Annotated in this window: 16 protein-coding genes; all 16 read right to left on the bottom strand. The window is 72.5% G+C overall.

Going from position 1 to position 18,674, the window contains the following annotated elements; genetic code table 11:
• Positions 1-1,497: acyl-CoA carboxylase subunit beta (locus tag ACPT94_RS24365; RefSeq protein WP_425246819.1), on the bottom strand; the 1,497-nt coding region annotated here is incomplete at its 3' end.
• Between the two features lie 13 nt (positions 1,498-1,510).
• Complete coding sequence (locus ACPT94_RS24360; protein WP_425246818.1) at positions 1,511-2,275, bottom strand: 4'-phosphopantetheinyl transferase family protein; 765 nt, start codon at positions 2,273-2,275, stop codon at positions 1,511-1,513.
• Complete coding sequence (locus ACPT94_RS24355) at positions 2,272-3,228, bottom strand: Gfo/Idh/MocA family protein (RefSeq protein ID WP_425246817.1); 957 nt, start codon at positions 3,226-3,228, stop codon at positions 2,272-2,274. The genes ACPT94_RS24360 and ACPT94_RS24355 overlap by 4 nt, the downstream gene beginning before the upstream one ends.
• On the bottom strand, positions 3,225-4,625 hold the full coding sequence (locus ACPT94_RS24350; RefSeq protein ID WP_425246816.1) for an NDP-hexose 2,3-dehydratase family protein: 1,401 nt from the start codon (positions 4,623-4,625) through the stop codon (positions 3,225-3,227). Before ACPT94_RS24350 ends, ACPT94_RS24355 begins: the two co-directional genes overlap by 4 nt.
• Before the next feature lie 94 nt (positions 4,626-4,719).
• Complete coding sequence (locus ACPT94_RS24345; RefSeq protein ID WP_360338186.1) at positions 4,720-5,694, bottom strand: hypothetical protein; 975 nt, start codon at positions 5,692-5,694, stop codon at positions 4,720-4,722.
• 156 nt (positions 5,695-5,850) lie between these two features.
• Entirely contained in the window at positions 5,851-6,615 is a 765-nt protein-coding gene (locus ACPT94_RS24340) for an NAD-dependent epimerase/dehydratase family protein (RefSeq protein WP_360338183.1), read from the bottom strand.
• A gap of 55 nt (positions 6,616-6,670) precedes the next feature.
• Complete coding sequence (gene rfbH / locus ACPT94_RS24335; RefSeq protein ID WP_360338180.1) at positions 6,671-7,975, bottom strand: lipopolysaccharide biosynthesis protein RfbH; 1,305 nt, start codon at positions 7,973-7,975, stop codon at positions 6,671-6,673.
• A 2-nt stretch (positions 7,976-7,977) separates the two neighbouring features.
• Entirely contained in the window at positions 7,978-9,102 is a 1,125-nt protein-coding gene (locus tag ACPT94_RS24330) for an NAD-dependent epimerase/dehydratase family protein (protein WP_425246815.1), read from the bottom strand.
• Positions 9,092-10,075, bottom strand: a complete 984-nt coding sequence (rfbB, locus tag ACPT94_RS24325) for a dTDP-glucose 4,6-dehydratase (RefSeq protein WP_360338174.1) — start codon at positions 10,073-10,075, stop codon at positions 9,092-9,094. Before rfbB ends, ACPT94_RS24330 begins: the two co-directional genes overlap by 11 nt.
• Positions 10,072-11,139, bottom strand: a complete 1,068-nt coding sequence (locus ACPT94_RS24320) for a glucose-1-phosphate thymidylyltransferase (protein WP_360338171.1) — start codon at positions 11,137-11,139, stop codon at positions 10,072-10,074. Before ACPT94_RS24320 ends, rfbB begins: the two co-directional genes overlap by 4 nt.
• A gap of 25 nt (positions 11,140-11,164) precedes the next feature.
• On the bottom strand, positions 11,165-12,295 hold the full coding sequence (locus ACPT94_RS24315; protein ID WP_425246820.1) for a nucleotide disphospho-sugar-binding domain-containing protein: 1,131 nt from the start codon (positions 12,293-12,295) through the stop codon (positions 11,165-11,167).
• Between the two features lie 2 nt (positions 12,296-12,297).
• A complete protein-coding gene (locus ACPT94_RS24310; protein WP_425246814.1) occupies positions 12,298-12,879 on the bottom strand; it encodes a dTDP-4-dehydrorhamnose 3,5-epimerase family protein in 582 nt (193 codons plus the stop codon).
• Positions 12,861-14,075: a nucleotide disphospho-sugar-binding domain-containing protein gene (locus ACPT94_RS24305; protein ID WP_360338165.1), complete on the bottom strand. Its 1,215-nt coding sequence runs from the start codon at positions 14,073-14,075 to the stop codon at positions 12,861-12,863. The genes ACPT94_RS24310 and ACPT94_RS24305 overlap by 19 nt, the downstream gene beginning before the upstream one ends.
• Before the next feature lie 27 nt (positions 14,076-14,102).
• On the bottom strand, positions 14,103-15,395 hold the full coding sequence (locus ACPT94_RS24300) for an activator-dependent family glycosyltransferase (protein WP_360338162.1): 1,293 nt from the start codon (positions 15,393-15,395) through the stop codon (positions 14,103-14,105).
• A 57-nt stretch (positions 15,396-15,452) separates the two neighbouring features.
• Positions 15,453-16,664 carry an MFS transporter gene (locus ACPT94_RS24295; protein ID WP_425246813.1) on the bottom strand — a complete coding sequence of 404 codons (1,212 nt, stop codon included), beginning with the start codon at positions 16,662-16,664 and terminating at the stop codon, positions 15,453-15,455.
• A 19-nt stretch (positions 16,665-16,683) separates the two neighbouring features.
• Positions 16,684-18,672: an SDR family oxidoreductase gene (locus ACPT94_RS24290; RefSeq protein ID WP_360338156.1), complete on the bottom strand. Its 1,989-nt coding sequence runs from the start codon at positions 18,670-18,672 to the stop codon at positions 16,684-16,686.
• Positions 18,673-18,674 lie beyond the last annotated feature (2 nt).

The following is an 18,674-nucleotide window of genomic DNA, read 5'->3' as shown; positions in this document are numbered from 1 at the left end:
GGGGTCGATGACGTCGTCGACCAGGCCGCGTTCGGCCGCGTAGTAGGGGTGCATCAGCTCGGACTTGTACTCCTTGACCATGCGGGCCCGCATGGCCTCGGGGTCCTCGGCCTCGGCGATCTGGCGGCGGAAGATGACGTTGGCGGCGCCCTCGGCGCCCATCACGGCGATCTCGTTGGTCGGCCAGGCGTAGGTGAGGTCCGCCCCGATGGACTGGCTGTCCATGACGATGTAGGCACCTCCGTACGCCTTGCGCAGGATCAGGGAGATCCGGGGCACGGTCGCGTTGCAGTAGGCGTACAGCAGCTTCGCGCCGTGGCGGATGATTCCACCGTGCTCCTGGTCGACGCCGGGCAGGAAGCCGGGGACGTCCAGAAGAGTGATGATCGGGATGTTGAAGGCGTCGCACATCTGCACGAAGCGGGCGGCCTTCTCACTGGCCTCGATGTCCAGCACACCGGCCAGGGTCTGCGGCTGGTTGGCGACGATCCCGACGACCTGCCCGTCGAGTCGCGCGAGGGCGCAGATGATGTTGCGCGCCCACCGCTCGTGGACCTCGAGGTACTCGCCGTCGTCGACGATCTCCTCGATCACCTTCGTCATGTCGTACGGGCGGTTGCCGTCCGCCGGGACCAGGTCGAGCAGGACGTCCGAGCGGCGGTCGGCCGGGTCGGTGCACTCCACTCGCGGCGGGTTCTCGCGGTTGTTCTGCGGCAGGAGGGAGAGGAGGTAGCGGACCTCCGCGATGCAGGTCTCCTCGTCGTCGTAGGCGAAGTGGCACACACCGGAGGTCTCGGCGTGCACGTCGGCGCCGCCCAGGCCGTTCTGGGTGATCTCCTCACCGGTGACGGCCTTGACCACGTCCGGGCCGGTGATGAACATCTGCGAGGTCTCACGGACCATGAACACGAAGTCCGTCAGCGCCGGGCTGTAGGCGGCGCCGCCCGCGCACGGACCGAGCATCACACTGATCTGCGGGATGACGCCGGAGGCCCTGGTGTTGCGCTGGAAGATGCCGCCGTAGCCGGCCAGCGCCGAGACACCCTCCTGGATCCGGGCGCCCGCGCCGTCGTTCAGCGACACCAGCGGCGCACCGGCCGCGATGGCCATGTCCATGATCTTGTGGATCTTCGTGGCGTGGGCCTCGCCCAGCGCACCGCCGAAGATACGGAAGTCATGGGCGTAGACGAAGACCGTACGGCCCTCCACCGTGCCCCAGCCGGTGATGACACCGTCGGTGTACGGCTTCTTCGCCTCCAGGCCGAAACCGGTCGCCCGGTGCCGGCGCAACTGCTCGACCTCCTGGAAGGACCCCGCGTCCAGGAGCAGCTCGATACGCTCCCGGGCGGTCAGCTTGCCCTTGGCGTGCTGCGCCTGGGTCGCCTTCTCGCTCGGCCCGGCCAACGCCTGCGCACGGATCTCGTGCAGCTCGGCCACGCGCCCGCGCGCGTCGACGGGTTCGACCGTCGTCAGGGGCCTGTCGTCCACTGCGGTCATGCGAGTTTCCTCCTCACGAGCAGGACAGGCTCGTACGAGCCGCCGTCGTACGGCTGTCGGGGATGCGGCCGTCGCTCAGCACCCACTCGGGCGGGAGCCGGCGCACGACCGTCTCGAGGACCGGCCCACGGACCGCCACGGCCGCCGCGTGGCCGGGACCGCACGGCACGTCCAGGACGCTCCAGCCGTCCGGCCGCGGCGGGGCCCCGGGGCCGCCGTCACCGAGGTACACGTCGGACGTCCAGCCACCTACCCCCTCGCCCGTCCCCTTGAGATACGCCTCCTTGCGTGCCCACAGGCGGGCGAAGGCGGCCGGACGCTCCGGCGGCGCGCGGCGCGCCAACTCCTCCTGTTCCCCGGGGTGGAGTGCCGACCGGCACAGCGTGACCCGTTCCGGGTGCGGCACCCGTTCGACGTCGACGCCCACCGGCGCGGGGGCCACGCCGACGAGCACCGCGCCCCGGCTGTGCGACAGCGAGAAGTGCGGGGCGCCGGGTCCGCCGCCGGCCAGCACGGGGCGGCCGTGCGGGCCGCCGCACCGGGGGCAGTCCGCACGGGCGAACGCGACGTCCTTCGCGGGGGTGCCCAGACGGGCACCGAGCAGCCGGCGCAGCGCGATGTGCGCGGCGACGTACAGCGCGCGGTCCGCGGGCCGCCGGAAGGCGTCCGCGCGGCGCCGCTCGGCCTCGTCGAGTTCGTCGAGGGGGAGCGGCGCGCCTCCGGGCGGGGTCAGCTGCCAGAGATCCAGCCGACCTGTGCGCACACGGAGCCCGGTCATGCGGACCGGCGGCGTACGTCGTCCAGCAGGAGGGCCTGCCGCAGGGTGTCCCCGGCCGGCGCGGACCCGGCGCGCACCGCGGCGACGAAGGCGGCGACCGTGGCCGCGACCTGGTCGGCGGGCTCCAGCCGGAGCTCCTCCGTGGTGCGCCCGTGCAGACCGATCACGGGCACGAAGTCGGCCGGCGGGGTGAACGCGCGGTCCACCGTGATCCGGCCCTCGCTGCCCCACAGCTCGTACCGGGAGAGGTAGGCGTGCTCCATGCCGAACGTGATGTGCGCGGTGACCCCACCAGGGGTGCCCAGCAACGCGGCCCCCGACGTCTCGACGCGCCGCCCGGCGCCCCGGGTGAGTCGGGCGCCGACGACCTCCAGCGCGGGGCCCAGGAAGTGCAGGGCGGCCCGCAGCGGGTAGAGACCGACGTCCGCCAGAGCGCCACCGCCGAGCTCCGGGTCGTAGCGGATGTCGCCGTCGGGCAGCGGGGGGATGGTGAACGCCGCGTGGAAGGAGCGGAGTTCACCGATCCGCCCCTCGGCGACGAGGCGCCGCACCGCCTCGTGCCGGGGATGATGGACGAACATCACGTTCTCCATCAGGGCCACACCCTGCTTCGCCGCGAGGTCCAGGAGCCGTTCGGTGCTCTCCGGGTCCGTCGTCAGGGGCTTCTCGGCCAGCACGTGCTTGCCCGCGTTCAGCGCCGCCTCCACCCACGGGGCGTGCAGCGCGGCAGGGAGGGGCACGTACACCGCCTGCACGTCGTCCGCGTCGAGCAGCTCGGCGTACCCCTGGACGGCACGGCATCCGAAGCGCCCGGCGACCTCCTCGGCCCTGCTCAGGTCGCGGCTGGCGACGGCGGCCACCTCCACGTCGGGGGAGGCGGTGAAGGCGGGCAGCATCCGCCGTACCGCGATGTCCGCGCAGCCGAGCACCCCGATGCGTACCGGCGTGCTCATCGGACGCCCGCCCGGGTGGCGTTGAGGCAGGCCAGCAGCGTACGAGCCTGGACGTTGAGGTAGTGGCCGTGGCGGACCAGCCAGGTGAGCTGGTCGGGGGTGACCCAGGCGTAGCCGGGCGGCGGATCGAGCGGGGCCTCCCGCTCGTCGGCGTCGACGATCAGATACCGGCTCTCCGCGTTGAGGAACCGGCCGCCCTCCTCCGAGTGCACCGCCTCGTACCGGACCCGGTCCGCCGGCACCTCGAGCACGGTGTCCAGGAACAACGGGCGTTCCTTCTCCGGGAGGTGGGCGTAGTTGCCCGGCGTGTACTGGACCGTGGGACCCAGCTCGACGGTGTCCAGGAAGCCGCCCTCGACCCGGGCGTGCACCAGCACATGGGGGATGCCGTCGAAGGTTCGGGTGAGGAACGCGGTGACGCCCAGGCCCACCGGCTCGAACAGCGGCTGGGTCCAGCTGGTCACCTCGCGGTTGCCGGCCTGGACGGCCACCGCCACCACCTTGAAGTAGCGGTCGTCCTCGTGCTCGATGGCCATCTCGTGGCGCCGCCAGCCGGGCAGCCCGGCCAACGGGACGCGTTCGGCGTGCACGTCGTGCCGGGCGCGCTCACCGGTGATCCAGGACAGCAGGTCGGCGTCGGAGTGCAGGGCGCCGGGCGCCGTCTCCGGGACGGGCAGGCAGGACAGGACCGTCCGCGAGTCCATGTTGACGACATTGTCGCGGTGCAGGAGCTCGGCGATCTGCCCCAGGGTGAGCCAGCAGAAGTCGTCGAGGAGGGGCACGTCGCCGGCCGCCTCCACGATCATGTTGCGGTTGGACTTGCGGTAGAACCAGGAACCGTGTTCGGACTGCAGGGCGTCCGCGATGATCCGGCCGCGCCCCGGACCGACGAAGTGCTCGATGTACTTCACGTCCGCGCCCCGGTGGGCCTTGGTGTAGTTGCTGCGCGTGGCCTGCACGGTGGGGGACAGCTGCAGCAGGTTCGGGTTGCCGGGCTCCATCTTCGCCTGCATCAGGAAGTGCAGGACCCCGTCGAACTCCTTGGCCAGGATGCCCAGGATGCCGACCTCGGGCTGCTTGATGATGGGCTGGTGCCACTCGGCGTACGGGCCGTCGCCGTAGGGGCCGTCCCGCTCGGTGACGTGCAGGCCCTCGACCGTGAAGAACCGGCCGCTGCGGTGCACGAGGTTCCCGGTGTTCTCCTCGAACGACCAGCCGTCCAGGTCGGCGAAGGGGATCCGGTCCACGCGGAAGGCGTTGACGCGGCCGCGCTCGGCGAGCCAGTCCTGGAAGTCGTCGGTCGACAGGTGCACGCCCCGGGTGGTGGCGGCCGACCGTGTCAGTCGGTCCGCCAACTGCTGGGCCGTGTCGCGCGCTTGAAGGGTCAGAGGCAGCATCAGAGAGAACTCCCCGTGTGCGTTGGGTCCGGGACCGATGGGTCCGAGTCCGATGGTCCGAGTCCGATGGGTCCGCGTGCGTGCGGCTGACGGCTCAGCCGACGTCCACGATGGTGAACAGGCCCTTCTTGACGAGCTTGATCCCGTCGGTGGCGTCCTTCGACCAGGTGATCGCGGCGTACCGGTCCCGCTCCAGGGGGACCTGCACCACCGACGACCGGCCCGTGGACAGGTGCAGGCTGCCCAGGCTGACCGAGGTGAACGGGGAATTCGGCGGGAAGGTGCCGTCGTCGGGCATGGAGGCGAAGTACGCCCTGAGGTCGGCCTCGGTGGTGCCGTCCGCGATCTTCACGAAGAGCAGCTCGTTGACCTGGCCGGGGATCTCGTTGACGTAGCGGAGGGGGCGGCCGGCGCGCAGGGCGCCGCGGATCTCGAAGCGCGGTCCGGCGCCGGGCACGTTCCTCGACACGATCGTCGCGGTCGGTGCGAGGCCCTGGTCCACGGCGTCGCCGGTGACGGTCAGCGGACGGTGGCGCGGCTGGGCGTCGCCCACCGTCAGGTAGTCGAACAGCAGGTAGGTGCCCGGCTGGAGGCGCTGGGTGAACGACCCCGGCTGCCCGGGATGGATCACCAGCCCGCCGAGCAGGGTGGCGGTGTCGTCCAGGTCCTTCGCGCCCTGGGGAACGTCGGACGGCGTGTTGGAGAGCGCGCGGGACAGGACGTCGCGGAAGTCGTCCCAGCTCTTGCCGTCCTTCAGCCGGGCCAGCCCGATCCATCCCTTGCCCGCCTGGGTGGTCGAGGCGTGGAACGTGGTCAGCCCGGGGCGGGTGGTCGCCGGTGCCGTCAACGCCTCGGCGGTCGAGGTGAGTTCGACCGTGTGGGACGTCTCGGCGGTGGCCGCGGTGGTGGGGCCGGCGGGCGACGGGGCCGCGACGGCGGGCCCCTGGACGCCGGCCAGCAGCAGCGCGGCGCCGGCCAGCGCGGTCGCCGTGCGCAGGGTGCGCCTCCTGCGTTCCGCGCCCTTCATGTGCTTCGGGCGCTCGGTCGTGTTCTGGCTGTCGTGGTTCATCGCGGGAACCTCACTGGCCTTTCCGGTGTCAGGCGGGCACGGGTGCCGAGGCATGGGCGGTCGCCGCACGTGCGCGGAGGGTGAGGCACGTACGGGGATCGGGCTCACGCGGCCCGGTCGGGTGCGCGGGCCCGGAGAGGCCGCCGGGGCGGACGCTCAGGCGTGCGCGGACGCGTCGGACGACACGGAGGACGTGAAGTCGCCGAGGATCCGCCGGAAGTAGTCCGGGCCGAAGCCCATCCACGCGACCTGTGGTACCAGGGCGCGCAGCTTCTCGGTCGAGATGACGTGCTGGCGGCCACCGGTCTCGACGAACTCCCGGCGCGCCCGAAGCCCGAGGGCCCGCCCGAGATGGTCGACGATGTCCTCCACCGGCACGGCGAAGCCCGACGCCACGTTGACCGTCTCGGCCCGCAGGTCCGTGGCGAGCAGATGGTCGATCACCGTGATGACGTCGCCGACGTCGATCAGGTCGCGGGCCGCGCCCCGGTGCACGCGGACCACGCCCTCGCGCAGCTGCCGTACCAGCGTGGGCAGCAGCTGGTGCTCGGGCTGGTGGGGGCCGACCAGATGACCCAGCCGGAGGATCAGGTGGTCGGCGCCGGAGTCGCGCAGCAGCTCCTCGAGGGCGAGTTTGTGCGCGCCGTAGGGGGTGCAGGGCGTCACCGGGGTGTCCTCCCGCCCGGGCCCCTCGGCGAGTCCGTACATGCCGGTCGCCGCAGTGGAGAAGAAGAGCAGCCGTCGGCCGGTGTCCCGGCACCGCTCCGCGACCTCGCGCAGCAGTGCCGCCTCGCGGGCGAAGTCCTCGTCGGAGGTACCGCTCGCCCAGGACACCCCGGCCGCCAGGGCCACGGTGTCCGGATGCCGGCCGGCCAGCGGGCGCAGGTTCCGCGCCAGGAAACCGGTTCCCACAATGTCCATACGTCGTCGTCCCGATCTCTGGAGGAGGATGAGGGCCCGAAAGGGCCGGTCCGGTTCAGCCGCGCGCGGCCACGAACTCCTTGATCGAGGCGGTGACGTAGTCGAGCATCTCGTCGGTGAGCGCCGGGTAGACCCCGATCCAGAAGGTGTGCTCGGTGATGATGTCGCTGTTGGTCAGTTCGCCCACGATCCGGTGCGGCTGGTCGATGTAGGCCGGGTGCCGGGTCAGGTTGCCGGCGAACAGACGGCGGGTGCCGATCCTGCGGTCCTCCAGGAAGTCCACCAACTCGGCCCGGCTGAACGGCGCTTCGGGGTCCACGGTGATCACGAAGCCGAACCAGCTGGGCTCGGAGCGCGGTGTGGCCTCGGGCAGCAGCAGACCGGGAACGCCGTCCAGGCCTTCCCGCAGCCGCCGCCAGTTGCGCTGCCGCGCCTCGATGAAGGAGTCGAGCTTGGCCAGCTGGGTCAGACCGAGCGCGGCCTGGATGTCGGTGGCCTTCAGGTTGTAACCGACGTGCGAGAAAATGTACTTGTGGTCGTAGCCGGCAGGCAGCGTGCCCATCTGGTACTTGAACCGCTTCAGGCACCGGTCGTTCTCGCCCGGCTCGCACCAGCAGTCCCGCCCCCAGTCCCGCAGCGACTCCACGATCCGGGCCAGCGCCAGGTTGGAGGTCAGGACGCAGCCGCCCTCGCCCATGGTGAGGTGGTGCGCCGGGTAGAAGCTGACGGTGGTCATGTCGCCGAAGGTGCCGGTGAGCTGCCCGTCGTACAGCGAGCCGACCGCGTCGCAGTTGTCCTCGATGAGGAACAGGTCGTGTTCCTGGGCGAGTTGGGCGATCTCGGTGACCTCGAAGGGATTGCCCAGGGCGTGCGCGATGATGATGGCCCGGGTCCTGGGACCGATCGCCGCGGCGACGCGGTCGGCGGTCGCGTTGTAGGTGGTGAGGTCCACGTCCACGAAGACCGGGATCAGGCCGTTCTGCAGGATCGGGTTGACCGTGGTCGGGAAGCCCGCCGCGACCGTGATGACCTCGTCGCCCGGCTTGAGCCGCCGGTCCTCCAGGACGTGGGAGGTCAGCGCCGACACGGCCAGCAGGTTCGCCGACGAACCGGAGTTCGTCAGATGAGCCTTGCGCCGCTTCAGGCGCCGGGCGAACTGCGACTCGAACTTGCGGGAACTGGGCCCGGCCGCGATGCGCATCTCCAGGGCGGCCTCCACCAGCGCCATCCGGTCCGCGTCCTCCAGGACCGCGCCGGACGGCCAGATCTCCGTCGTCCCCGGCACGAACTCGCGTGCCGGAGAGACCTCCTGGTGGTACTTGCGGACCTCTTCCAGAATGAGATCCTTGCGGTCGCTCATGGTCATTCCCCTTCCTCGGCCGGTGCGCCGGCCGTGATGCCGAGTGGTGTGCCGTGCGGCGGGCGCTCCGGCGGCAGTACGGATGCGAGAAGGTCGCGCAGGGAGTCGTCGACGCTGCGCAGCGGGCGCCAGCCGAGCAGGCTGCGGGCGCGGGAGACGTCCAGGCACTGCCGGGGGACGTCGGTGCGCGAGGCCGGCGCCTCGGCCGCCTCGACCACCGGGACCTCCAGACCGCTGAGCGCGATCATCCGGTCGACCAGCCCGCGCATCGGGACCGCCTCCCCACGGCCCACGTTGATCACCTGGCCGCCGACGGCCGCCGCCGGCGCCGTGGCCGCGGCCAGCACCGCCGCGGCGACGTCGCCCGCGTCCACGAGGTCGCGGGCCGTACGCAGCGGCGGCAGGTGCAGCGCGGCGGCCTTCTCGCCGCGCGCCTCGGCCCGGGCCGCATCGCCGAGATGGCCCACGACCCGGCCGAAGAGACTGCCCTGCGGCACTCCGGCACCGATCACGTTGGCGAGCCGGAGCACCACCCCGTCGACGCCCGGCTCCCGCGCGCCGCGCAGCACGGCGCGGGTGCCGAGGAGCTTCGTACGGCCGTACGGTGTCACCGGGGCCGGTACGTGCTCCTCGCCGGTGGCGCCGTCGGGGGCGCCGGCCCCGTACTCGTGGACGCTGCCGAGCTGGACCAGCCGTACCGGCGGGCCGGGCAGTGCGGCGAGCGCCGTGACGAGCCGGTCGACCAGCTCGGCGTTGCCCGCGGTCATCTCCGCCTCGTCGGCCCGCCAGGCCCGGCCGGCCGCGTTGACCACGACGTCGGCGCCGGCCAGGACCGCGGTGATCTCCTCCGCGGTCGCCGTGAGCAGGTCCAGGTGCGCGGCGGCCACCCCGCGGGCGTCGGCCGGGACGAGGTGAGCCGACGCGGAGACGGGCGGTGCGGCGGCGGACGGTGCGGCGGTGGCCGACTCCGGGTGGGCCGGAGCGAGGGCGGGCCGCGCGGTGCGGGAGACCAGCCGTACCCGGGCGCCCCGCGCGGCGAACGCCGCGCCGAGGTGGCGGCCCAGGAACCCGGTGCCGCCCAGGACCACGACCGAGAGCCCGGCCACCGGCCGGTCCTCAGGTCGCACGGCTCGTTCCGTGCTTGACGGCCTTCCACCAGTCGGGGTTGTCGCGGTACCAGGCGACCGTGTCGGCCAGGCCCTGCTCGAAGGTGATCAGCGGCGCGTAGCCGAGCTGCTCACGGATCTTGGACTCGTCGATCGAGTAGCGCAGGTCGTGCGCCTTGCGGTCGGCGACCCGACGGATCATCTCCTCGCCCGCGCCGGTCAGCTCCAGAAGCCTCTGGGTCAGCGCGAGGTTGGTGTACTCGTTGCCGCCGCCGATGTTGTAGATCTCGCCGGGCTTTCCCCCGTTGAGCACGAGGTGGATGCCACGGCAGTGGTCGGCCACGTGCAGCCACTCCCGGACGTTGCGCCCGTCGCCGTACAGCGGAACCTGGCGGCCCTCGAGGAGGTTGGTGACGAACAGCGGGATGACCTTCTCGGGGTGCTGGTACGGCCCGTAGTTGTTGGAGCAGCGGGTGATCGACAGATCCACGCCGTGGGTGCGCCAGTACGCCCGCGCCACCAGGTCCGAGCCGGCCTTCGAGGCGGCGTACGGGGAGTTGGGCGCCAGCGGCCAGTCCTCGGTCCAGGAGCCCTCCTCGATCGAGCCGTACACCTCGTCCGTGGAGACGTGCACGACCCGCTCGACCCCGCTGTCCAGCACGGCGTCCAGCAGGGTCTGCGTGCCCAGGACGTTCGTCCGGAAGAACTCGCCGGCGCCCTCCAGGGAGCGGTCCACGTGGGACTCGGCCGCGAAGTGGACCACGGCGTCGTGGCCGGGCAGCAGTTCGCGCAGCAGAGCCCGGTCGCAGACGTCGCCCCGCACGAACACCAGCCGCTCGTGCGAGGCGGGCAGGTTGTCGCGGTTGCCCGCGTAGGTCAGCTTGTCCAGGGCGGTGACCTGGGCGCCCTCCCAGCCGCTGTACTCGTCCGCCAGCAGGCTGCGCACGAAGTGCGAGCCGATGAAGCCCGCTGCTCCGGTGACCAGGATCCTCATGCCGCGACCTCCACTCGGGTGTGATCTCCGACGACCAGGCAGTGATGGTCCGTGCCCCGGCCGGTGGTGCCCACGGACGCGGCGCGCCCGATGAGCGAGTTGCGCAGGCCGCGGACGCCGGTGACCGACGCCTCGTCCAGGGCGATCGAGCCCTCCAGCCGGCTGTCCGTCACCAGGCAGTCCCGCCCGACGGAGGTGTGCGGGCCGACGTGGCTGTCCTCCAGCACCGTGCCCGCGCCGATGATCGCCGGTCCCTCGACGCGGGACCGCACGATGCGCGCGCCCGCCTCGACCACGACCTGTCCGACGAGCACGCTGGCGTCGTCGACCTGTCCCTCGACGCGCCGCGTCAGGCCGTCCAGGAGGTGGCTGTTGCACTCCAGGACGTCCTCGACCTTCCCGGTGTCCTTCCAGTAGCCGTCGTACCGGCTGGCGCGGACGTCCGCGCCGGAGGTCACCAGCCACTGGATGGCGTCGGTGATCTCCAGTTCGCCTCGGGCGCTGGGTTCGATCGCGGCCACCGCCTCGTGGATGGCGGCGGTGAAGAAGTACACGCCGATCAGGGCCAGGTCGCTGCGCGGCCGTTGCGGCTTCTCCACCAGGCGCAGCACCTCGCCGTCGGGGCCGAGCTCCGCGACGCCGAACGAGCGCGGGTCGGCGACCTTGTGCACGACGACCTGCGCGGCCGGACGGTGCCGGCCGAACTCCTCGGCGGTCGACGCCACTCCGTCGGGCAGCATGTTGTCGCCCAGGTACATCACGAAGTCGTCGTCGCCGAGGAAGTCACGGGCGATGACCACGGTGTGGGCCAGTCCGCGCGGCGCGTCCTGCGGTATGTAGGTGACGCTCACACCGAACCGGGAGCCGTCGCCGAGCACCGCCTCGATCTCGGGACCGCGGTTGCCGACGATGACGCCGACCTCGGTCACCCCCAGCTCCCGGACGGAGTTCAGCACATGGACCAGGACGGGCGTGTTGGCGATGGGGATGAGTTGTTTGGGCATCGAATAACTGAAAGGCCGCAGCCGGGTACCGGACCCGCCTGCGAGCACCAGAGCCTTCATCGAGAGGTCCTCTCGGTTCGTGTATTCATGCCAGTTGACCGAGCGCGGTGACCACGCTCGCGGGTGAGGGCATGGCGGCGATCTCGCGGGACAGCTCACGGGCCCGCTCGCCGTATCCGTCCTTGGACAGCAGCTCCTGGCAGGAGTCCGCGATGACGTCGGCCGAATCCTCGCCGGGCAGCAGTGTGATCGCGGCCCCCTGGTCGGCGACGCGGAGGGCCGGCTTCTCCAGCACGGCCCCCTTGGGGATGAGCAGTTGGGGCACCCCGGCGTTCAGGCCGGTCAGGGTGCTGACCCCGCCGGCGTGGTGCACGAGCAGATCACAGGTGGGCGCCACGAGGTCGAGGGGCACCCAGCCGACCCGCACGCCCGGCAGTCCGTCGCGCAGGGCGTCGGCGACCTGGTCGGGTGCGGCGACGACCAGTTCGACGTCCCAGGAGGCGACGTCCTCGGCGAGGCCCCGCAGGAAGTCGAAGTTCTTGTCGTAGCTCTCCTTGGCGACCCGGCTGCCGGAGGTCACGAGGATGCGGCGGCGCTCGCCCCTGCGGAACATCCACGGCTCCAGCCGCCGTTGGGCGTTCGCCGGGACGTAGCGCATCGGCTGCGCGGGGGCCGCGTCCGCCGGGCGCAGGCTGGGCGGGCAGATGTCCACGAACACGTCGGGGTCGGGCAGCCGGTCCAGCCCGAACTCCGCGAGTTCCGGCCGCAGTTCGGCGTCGGCGCCGGGATGGATCCCGTCGGCCTCGATGGCGTCCCAGGCCTGCCGCACATGCGGCACCCCGAGGTGCAGGGCGAGCAGGGGGGCGACGTAGCTCATCGTGCCGCCGACGATCAGGTCGGGCCGCCAGGCCCGGCCGAACTCCAGCATCCGGGGCAGGCTCGAGGCGGCCATGCGCGCGAACCAGCGCCCCGTGAACAATGCCTGGTCCACCGGGTCGGAGGGGATCGTCTCGGGGTTGCCCGCCCGGTCCGTGGTGATGAAGTGCCTGATCGGCAGGTCGGTGGTCGCGATGCCGGGCAGGCCCGACGAGACGATGTAGGGGACCATGTCGTCGTTCGCGGCCATGACGACCTGGTGGCCCGCGTTGCGGGCGGCGGTGGCCAGCGGGGCCAGGGCGAACACGGTCGCCGGGCTGCCCGCGGCGACGAAGAGCATCTTCACGCTGTCCCTGCCTTGTCGAATCGGGGCAGCAGACCTGCCCGTACGGCCTCGGCCACGGTCGGCGCCTTGGCGTCCTTGTCCGAGATGAGAGGGGTTTGCGGGCAGTCCCACGGCAGATCGAGATCCGGGTCCAGCGGATTGATGTCGATCTGCGTGCCCGGCACGTACGTGGTGGAGACGACGTAGCAGATGCAGGCGTCGTCGCTGAGCGCGAGGAAGCCGTGGCCCACGCCTTCGGGCACGTAGACCGATCTGCCGGAGTCCGCGTCCAGCACGTTGACCTGGTGCTCGCCGAAGGTCGGGGAGCCGATCCGCAGGTCCACGACGATGTCGCGCAGCGCGCCGCGCACACAGGTGACGTACTTGGCCTGTCCGGGCGGAATGCGCACGCTGTGGATCCCGCGCAGCGTGTGACGTCTGGACACGGAGTAGTTGATCTGCTGGGGGCGGAACGCGACGCCGGTGGCCTCCTCCAGCGCGTCACCGCGCATGGCCTCGTAGAAGGTCCCCCGCTCGTCGGGGATCTGGTCGGGTGTGATCAGGAAGGTCCCGGGAATGGTCATTTCCTCGATGCGCACTGCACGCTCGCCTCTCTCGGTACTGCGGCCGCCCGGGCCAGGTCCTCCAGATCGGCGGCCACGGCGGCCGGGGACGGCATCGCGGCCATCTCCGCGGCCAGACCGCGCGCCGACTCGGCGTACCGCGGATCGGACAGCAGGTCGTCCAGGGCCTCGCCGACGACCCGCGGGTCGTCCTGCCGCGCCGCCGTCTCCAGGGACAACCCCGCCCCGGTCGCGGCGAGCCGGTCGCCCAGCGGGAAGTGGTCCGCCAGCTGCGGAAGCGTCAGCTGCGGCAGCCCGAACGCCGTGGCGGTCATCGCCGTGCCCGCACCCCCGTGGTGGACCATCGCGTCGCAGGTCCCGAGGAACAGGTGCAGGGGGAGCGGGTCGATCGCCGTCACGCCGTCGGGCAGCGGCCCGATCGCGGTGCGGTACGGCTCGGGCAGCGTCACCAGGATCTCGGTGCCGGGCCGCGCGGCGAGGGCGCGCAGCAGAGCGCGGGTGAAGCGCTCGCCGTGCAGGGCGAGCGTGTTGCCCAGCGACACCGCCACCCGGCGTCGTCCGGCCCCCGGGCCCCGGTCCGCCCGCACCCAGGCCGGCACCTCGCCGCCCCCGTTGTACGGCACGTACCGGATCGGCACGCCCGGCTCGCCGTCCGGGATCCGCAGGGACGGCGGGCACGGGTCGAGCAGCACGTCCGGGTCCGGCAGACCCGACAGACCGAGCTTCTCGCACAGCTCCTGGAAGTCCGGGCGGACGAAGCGCCGGGCGGGGCCGGAGATGGCGTCCACCGTCCACCGGTGGTGCGCCACCGGCACCCCCAGCCGCGCCCCGATGACCAGGGAGCAGTACTCCAGCGGGTCGGCGAGGATCAGTTGCGGCCGGTACTCCTCGGCCACGTCGGTGTAGCGGTCCAGCAGCGAGGTGGCGTGGGCCCACCACACCCTGCCGTATCCGCCGATCAGCTCGGGGGCCGGCCGGGGCCGCGCCTGGAGCGGCCGCTGCTGTTCGGGCAGCCCCTTCAGCAGCATCGCGTTCACGTCGAACGGCTCGCCCACCCGGACACCCGTGAGCCCGCAGGCCCGGACGGCGCCGAACACGTCGGGCTGGCCGAGGACGGTCACCTCGTGCCCGGCCCCGCGCAGCGCCCACAGCAGCGGCACCAGAGGCTGGAAGTGGGTCGGTACAGGGGTGGAGATCACCAGTACGCGCATCTGACGGACAGTCCTCTCGGGGCGCGGTCAGCGCCGCTCGGCGGTCAGCCGCTCCAGCAGCGGAACGACGTCCTTCGGCGCCGGCGCGGCGAGCATCTCCTCGTACAGCCGGCGGGCGCCCAGCTGGAACGACGGTTCCTCAAGGAGCTGCACGAGCTGTTTGCGCAGCCCCGGGACGTCCAAGGCGTCGGGATCGGCGACCAGACCCGCCCCCATGTCCGCCACGTAGCGGGCCGTGACCATCTCGTCCCACATGACCAGCGGCATCACCAGCTGCGGCACCTGGAAAGCCACGGCGGAGGCGAAGGTGCCGCCGCCGCCGTGGTGGATGATCGCGGAACTGGTCGGCAGGACCTGGTTGAGAGGGACGTACTCGACGGCGCGGACGTTGCCGGGCAGCGTGCCCACCGCGTCGAGCTGCTGGCTGTTGAGCGTGGCGACGACCTCGATGTCCAGGTCGGACACCGAGTCGAAGAACTCCCGCATGGGGAAGCCGCTGAACTTGCCGAAGATCCGGCGCCGGCTCACCCCCAGGGACAGCACCACACGCGGCCGCTCGGGGCGTGAGTGCAGCCAGTCGGGAAGCGGGGCCGCGCCGGTGTACGGGACCCGCCGCACCGGGATGTGCGTCAGGTCCAGCGGCGCCCGCATCCGGGACTGGGTCAGGTCGAGGGTCCACTGGCCCAGCACCATCTCGTCGCTGAACTCCAGCCCGTACTTCTCCAGCACCGGGCCGAACCAGGCGAGCCACGGGTGCTCCGTCAGCTCCGAGCCGGGATCGGCCAGTTCCCTCTTCGTACGCTCGTGGATCACCGCGACGTTGTCCGTGCCCCACATCAGGCGGGCGTGCGCGGCGCCGCTGACCTGCGCGGCGATCGGCGCGGGGAACACCAGCGGGTCCCACAGCACCAGGTCGGGGCGCCAGGCGCGGGCGAAGTCGACCAGCTTGTCCAGCACCGGCCGGGGCGCGCCCGGCTGGGCCGGCTCCGGGTAGTACAGCCGGAACATGCCGGTGAGGATGGCGCGCGTCGTGCGCCAGGAACTCGTCTCCTCCGGCTCGTGGGCGTCGAAGCCGAGCGAGGGCCGGTCCGGCTCGGTGTCACCGGTGTGCGGGCCGAGCGCCTCCGGCAGCTCGTCCGCCGTGCCGAGCGGCACGGCCGTGAGCCCCGCCTTGCCGATGTTCTCGATCACCCCCGGGTCCATCACACCCGCGTGGCTCGCCACGACGACCTCGTGCCCGGCGCTCTGCAGCGCCCAGGCCAGTGGTACGACCGGATACAGGTGTGCCGTCGCCGGGAAGATGGTGAACAGGACACGCATCGTCGATCTCCGTTCGCGTCTCGTGCGCGTAGGTGTGCAGGGCTGAGGGGTGTGGTGTCACGCGGTGGCGTCGGTGCCGCGCCCGCGGGACGCGCAGGCGATCAGGGCTCCCGTCACCGACAGCGCGGTGAGGACCGTTAGGGCCGCGCGGTAGCCGGTGGCGGCGGTCGCGGCCACGGCCGGCAGGGCCAGCACGGGACCGAGTTGTACGGCCGTCTGGTAGACCGGCACGGCGGCTCCCCGGTGCTCGGCCGGGACACCGGACGAGGCCTGCAGATTGAGGGCCGCGAAGGACAGGACGAAGCCGGCCTCGACGCACAGCAGCACCGGCAGGACCCCGGTGGCGTACGACCCCGGCGCTCCGGTCAGCAGCGCGGTCGCGCAGCCGAGGGCCGTCGCGCAGCCGCCGGCCGCGATCAGCCGTTCGGTGCCGAAGCGCGCCACCGTCCGGCCGCTGAACGGCAGGGCGACCGCCAGCGGCACACAGGCCGGCAGGAAGGCGAGCGCCGTACGCCAGGAGCTCCACCCCCACTGGTCGTGCAGCCAGTGGGTGAGGAGCAGCAGCAGTCCCAGATACGTGCCGTTCAGCGTCGCCGCGCACACCGCCGACCGCACGAACGGGCCGTTGCGCACCAGCCGGGCCAGGGTCACCCGAAGGGGCACGGCGGCCGTCGGCGCGCTGTCCCGGGGGATGAGGCGCAGGCCGGCCACGAGCAGGAGCAGGGCGACCGGTGCGGGAAACACCGGGTTCCAGCGCCAGCTCAGTTCGGTGAGCGCGCCCGAGGACAGCAGGCCCACGGTGAACCCGGCCGCCCCGAACAGCGAGTACACCGACACCGCCCGGCGCTGTTCGGGTCCGGGGCGGAACGTGGTGCTGATGATCGCGAGGCCGGTGGGCGCGGTCAGCGCCGCGCACATGCCCTTCACCACCCGGGTGGCGATCAGTACGGCCCCCTGGTCGGCCAGCCCGCCGGCCACCGAGGCGGCGATGAACACCGGCAGCGCGGCGAGGTACACGCGCCGCCGGCCCCAGCGGGCGATCAGACGCGGACCGAGGAGCAGCAGCGCCGCGAACCCGGCGGCGAAGCCGCTCATCACCCACTGGCCCGCCCCCGTCGTGAGCCCGAGGTCGCGTTCCACGGCGGGCAGCGCGACCAGGACGACGGAGACCTCGAGGGCGTCGATGAGCATGTTGCCGGCGAGGACGAACAGCAGGGCCCGCTGTCCGGCGCCGGTCCGGGAGGCGGAGCGGGGGGAGAGCGTCGTCATGCGCTTGCCGTCCGTCCGCTCAGCCCCCGAGCAGGGTGCCGCCGCTGGCGTCCAGGTAGGAGCCGGTGATCCAGCGGGCGTCGTCCCCGGCGAGGAAGGCCACCACGTCGGCGATGTCCCGGGCCTCACCGACCCGGTTGAACACCGAGTAGCCCGCCATGGCGGCCACCGCCTCCGGGTCGTCGAAGATCGGCGTGCCGTTGTCGGTGATGCCCGGACCCACGCTGTTCACGGTGATGCCGCGCGGGCCGAGGTGCTTGGCGAAGTGCAGGGTGAGCTGGTCGATGGCGCCCTTCGTCATCGCATACGCCACCTCCTGCGGGTTGGCGACCCGGGTCAGCCCCGAGGAGATGTTGATGATCCGGCCGCCGTCGGGAAGGTTGCTCAGCGCGCGCTGCACCAGGAAGTACGGCGCCTTCGCGTTGACGGCGAAGAGCCGGTCGAACTGCTCGGGCGTCAGGTCCTCGGGGTTCACCCCGCCCATGACGCCCGCGTTGTTCACCAGGATGTCGAGGGTGGTGGCGCCGGTGCGCTCCTTCAGCTCCCGCTCCAGGGCCAGGAACAGCTCGTGGACGTCGCCGGGCACGCCGAGCTCGGCCAGCACCGAGAAGGCCCGGCCGCCGTCCTTCTCGATCGCGGCGACGGTCTCCTCGGCGGCCTCCCGGTTGCTGGAGCAGTGCACCGCGACGAGCGCGCCCTCGCGGGCCAGCCGCAGGGCTGTCGCCCGCCCGATGCCCCGGCTGGAGCCGGTGACGAGCGCGGTCTTTCCGGTGAGCTTGCCCATGGTGATCCTCCTGTGCGTGAGGTGCTGACGAGTCGGTGCGGGAGCGTCGGACCCGGCCGGCCGGCCGGACCGTGCCGCGGCGGGGCCGCCGCCGTCGAGCCCGCTGATCATCGCGCCGAGGTGGCGGCGGGCCGCCGGGATGTCCAGCAGCTCCCGGAACACCGCCCGCAGGGCGTCCACTTCGGGCCCGCCGAACAGCAGCTGCGCCTGCGCCTCGATGTTGGCGAGCGTGCGCGCGCCCACCGGGTGGCGGACCGCGTGATAGGTGTCGAGCAGGTCCGCGCCGGCCCGGCCGGCCAGATGCGCGGCGAGCTTCCCGCCGAGGTCCATCGCGTCCTGCAGACCGAGGTTGAGGGCCTGGCCGCCGACCGGCAGCTGGACGTGCGCGGCGTCCCCGGCGAGGAACACCCGGCCCCTGCGGTAACGGGCCGCCTGCCGCCGTGCGTTGTGGAAGGCGTTGACCCACACCGGCCGGGCGCCGCTGATGTCCTCGCCGGTGACGCGGGCCCAGACGGCGCAGACCTCCGCGAAGGCGGGGGTGCGGGCCGTGCCGGGGACCCGGTCGAACGCGTGCACCATGATGCGGGTGACGCCGTCCGGACCGCGGCGGGCGTTGGCCACGCCCTCCGGGTGCCGCTCGAAGCGCCGCTCGCGCAGGTCGATGTCCGCCAGATCGGCGCGCAGCAGTTCCTTGGTGGGACCGGCCCCGGGGAAGTCGAAGCCGCCCAGCCGGCGTACGGCGCTCTCCTCGCCGTCGCAGCCGACGACGTACGCGGCGCCGAGCCGCAGCCGCTCGCCGTCCGGGGCGGTGGCGACCACATGGACCCGGTCGGGTCCCTCGACCAGACCGGTCACCGTGTGACCGCGCCGCACCTCGGCCCCGAGCCCCGTCGCCCACTCCGCCAGCACGGCCTCGACCCGGGTCTGCGGTGCCTTCCACTGTCCGGCGTACGGGCTGTCCCCGGCCTCGGTCAGGTCGAGGCGGATACCGCCGAAGTGCCCGGGACCGGCGTCGGGCAACGGCCCGAACCGCGCCGGCAGGCCCCGTTCGTGCAGCAGCTCCATCGTGCGCGCGTGCAGGACCGAGGCCCGCGACTCGGTGGTCGGCCGCGTCAGCCGTTCCAGTACGGTCACCCGTGCGCCGCCGGTGCGCAGTTCCCCGGCGAGCATCAGACCGACCGGCCCGGCGCCGACCACGATCACATCGGTGTCCGGCTCGGCCATGG

Source organism: Streptomyces aurantiaciflavus, from assembly GCF_049808595.1.
Classification (GTDB): domain Bacteria; phylum Actinomycetota; class Actinomycetes; order Streptomycetales; family Streptomycetaceae; genus Streptomyces.
This window is presented reverse-complemented; position numbering and strand designations above follow the sequence as displayed.

Excerpts from the sequence above, each read along its gene's own strand:
- ACPT94_RS24360 (WP_425246818.1), bottom strand. The coding sequence starts at position 2,275 with ATGACCGGGCTCCGTGTGCGCACAGGTCGGCTGGATCTCTGGCAGCTG.
- ACPT94_RS24355 (WP_425246817.1), bottom strand. The coding sequence starts at position 3,228 with ATGAGCACGCCGGTACGCATCGGGGTGCTCGGCTGCGCGGACATCGCG.
- ACPT94_RS24350 (WP_425246816.1), bottom strand. The coding sequence starts at position 4,625 with ATGCTGCCTCTGACCCTTCAAGCGCGCGACACGGCCCAGCAGTTGGCG.
- ACPT94_RS24345 (WP_360338186.1), bottom strand. The coding sequence starts at position 5,694 with ATGAACCACGACAGCCAGAACACGACCGAGCGCCCGAAGCACATGAAG.
- ACPT94_RS24340 (WP_360338183.1), bottom strand. The coding sequence starts at position 6,615 with ATGGACATTGTGGGAACCGGTTTCCTGGCGCGGAACCTGCGCCCGCTG.
- rfbH (WP_360338180.1), bottom strand. The coding sequence starts at position 7,975 with ATGAGCGACCGCAAGGATCTCATTCTGGAAGAGGTCCGCAAGTACCAC.
- rfbB (WP_360338174.1), bottom strand. The coding sequence starts at position 10,075 with ATGAGGATCCTGGTCACCGGAGCAGCGGGCTTCATCGGCTCGCACTTC.
- ACPT94_RS24320 (WP_360338171.1), bottom strand. The coding sequence starts at position 11,139 with ATGAAGGCTCTGGTGCTCGCAGGCGGGTCCGGTACCCGGCTGCGGCCT.
- ACPT94_RS24315 (WP_425246820.1), bottom strand. The coding sequence starts at position 12,295 with ATGCTCTTCGTCGCCGCGGGCAGCCCGGCGACCGTGTTCGCCCTGGCC.
- ACPT94_RS24305 (WP_360338165.1), bottom strand. The coding sequence starts at position 14,075 with ATGCGCGTACTGGTGATCTCCACCCCTGTACCGACCCACTTCCAGCCT.
- ACPT94_RS24300 (WP_360338162.1), bottom strand. The coding sequence starts at position 15,395 with ATGCGTGTCCTGTTCACCATCTTCCCGGCGACGGCACACCTGTATCCG.
- ACPT94_RS24295 (WP_425246813.1), bottom strand. The coding sequence starts at position 16,664 with ATGACGACGCTCTCCCCCCGCTCCGCCTCCCGGACCGGCGCCGGACAG.
- ACPT94_RS24290 (WP_360338156.1), bottom strand. The coding sequence starts at position 18,672 with ATGGCCGAGCCGGACACCGATGTGATCGTGGTCGGCGCCGGGCCGGTC.